At 42.1% G+C, this 1,742-nt stretch carries 3 protein-coding genes; 2 read left to right on the forward strand and 1 reads right to left on the reverse strand.

Annotation, left to right across the window (positions count from 1 at the left end):
- Nucleotides 1-531, reverse strand: a 531-nt coding sequence (locus WBA23_RS09745) for a hypothetical protein (protein ID WP_424582089.1), incomplete at its 3' end; no start/stop codon positions are given.
- A gap of 204 nt (nucleotides 532-735) precedes the next feature.
- Here WBA23_RS09745 and smpB point away from each other — a divergent pair.
- Nucleotides 736-1,206: an SsrA-binding protein SmpB gene (gene smpB / locus WBA23_RS09750; RefSeq protein WP_424582090.1), complete on the forward strand. Its 471-nt coding sequence runs from the start codon at nucleotides 736-738 to the stop codon at nucleotides 1,204-1,206.
- A gap of 54 nt (nucleotides 1,207-1,260) precedes the next feature.
- On the forward strand, nucleotides 1,261-1,742 hold a 482-nt coding region (locus WBA23_RS09755; protein WP_424582091.1), incomplete at its 3' end, for an HNH endonuclease.

Genomic DNA, 1,742 nt, shown 5'->3' on the forward strand with positions numbered 1-1,742 from the left:
GGCACTGTGCATAATGGCTCTCCAGAAATCATCTTTAGCATCAGAGGTCATGGGTTGCGTGCGAATATCTAACGCCTGTTCAGAAAGATCTACGCCAGCCTTTGGTGAGCGAGTTAGAATGCCGCCCCGCGATTTGGGTTTAATGCTAGGGTACAACGAAATGTAGTATTCTCCAATTCGGTACGCCACTTCAGAAATAGCATCGGCAAAGTCAACCTCTTTTTTAAGACTATCGTAACGGTTGGTGGTAAGCGCACTGTTTAGTAGACTTTCTAACAGTAGAACTTTCCAGCGTTGCTGGTTAGTAAGTTGATCAGCTTTAAGCGATTTTAGTAGTGCTTTATAAGAATACGGCATTTGAGCCGGGTATCCGTACAGAAGCCCGGTGGCCTGCATTAACTCGTAAATTAGCTGATCAAACGCCGCAGCAGAAGATTTTTGATCTTTTAGCCGCTGAAACTCTTGGTGCAACACGTAGTGGTGACGAGTAGCTAAATATTTTTTTAACCAACCTTTTTCTTGCCATTTCATAGAAAATCGTTTAGAAGAACAGACCCAAGTTGGCGAAAAATTCCAGAGTAGAGAAACGAGATATTCCTTTTTTCCTTGGTTGTAGGTTATTACGGGTATTGAATTCAGAAAATATGAAACAATAGTGGGAGATTGGTTGGCGAAGCCAGTTATCCCTATTAAATTAGGTGTTCGTTACTACAATTTATTGTTCATTGGGCAAGTATGGGTAAGCAAGAAAAACCAAAGTTTTCCAGTCAGGTATCCGTAAAAAACCGAAAAGCTCGGTTTGAGTACCATTTTTTGGATACGTATGTAGCCGGATTGAAGCTGATGGGGACTGAGATTAAGTCAATACGAGAAGGAAAAGTAAGTTTGCAAGAGGCATATTGTTACTTTAATAATCATGAGCTATTTGTTAAACAGATGCACATTACTCCCTACAGCCAGGGAACGCATTATAACCATGAGGCCACCCGAGAGCGTAAGCTTCTTTTAAAAAAGAAAGAATTAGCTAAATTGGAGAGCAAAATGAGTGAAAAGGGACTGACCATTGTGCCCACTCGGCTGTTTATCAATAATCGGGGGTTAGCTAAGATAGAAATTGCGTTAGCGCAAGGTAAAAAGCTATTCGACAAGCGAGATGATATTAAACAGCGTGACACGAATCGCGAATTGGATCGGATGAAATTTTAAGTAGTATGAATTGGGAAGAAATTTTTTGCCCTCAAATTTTCAGAAACTGGAAGTATGAAGCGTAATGTGCTGCTGTTGAATCAAGATTACCAACCATTGACTGTATGTTCAATGGAACGAGCCTTTCTGTTAGTATTTTTAAACAAGGCAGAGCTACTTACCGAAGCAGAAAATGACGAGATTCGCACTGTTAATAAAACGTTTCCTTGCCCGGCAGTTATTCGGCTGTACCGTTACGTAAACCTTCCCTACCGGGGGGTAGTGCTCACTCGCCAGAATGTGTTTAAACGGGATAAATTTACCTGCCAATACTGTGGCTCCCCTAAGAATTTAACGCTTGATCATGTAATTCCTCGCTCTAAAGGTGGGAAAACCAGTTGGGCTAACTTAGTAGCGGCCTGTCAACCTTGCAATACTCACAAAGGAAATCGCCGCCCTCACGAAGCGAATTTGAAGCTTCGGCAAAAACCCCATCGGCCAACTTATCTGATATTTCTGCGCGACCACTCTGGTTCCATGCGTAAAGAATGGCAGCC

This window comes from Tunicatimonas sp., from assembly GCF_049647865.1.
In the GTDB taxonomy this organism is placed as follows: domain Bacteria; phylum Bacteroidota; class Bacteroidia; order Cytophagales; family Cyclobacteriaceae; genus Tunicatimonas.

What these genes read in the sequence shown, in the direction of transcription:
- smpB (WP_424582090.1), top strand. Translation starts at nt 736, where the DNA reads ATGGGTAAGCAAGAAAAACCAAAGTTTTCCAGTCAGGTATCCGTAAAA.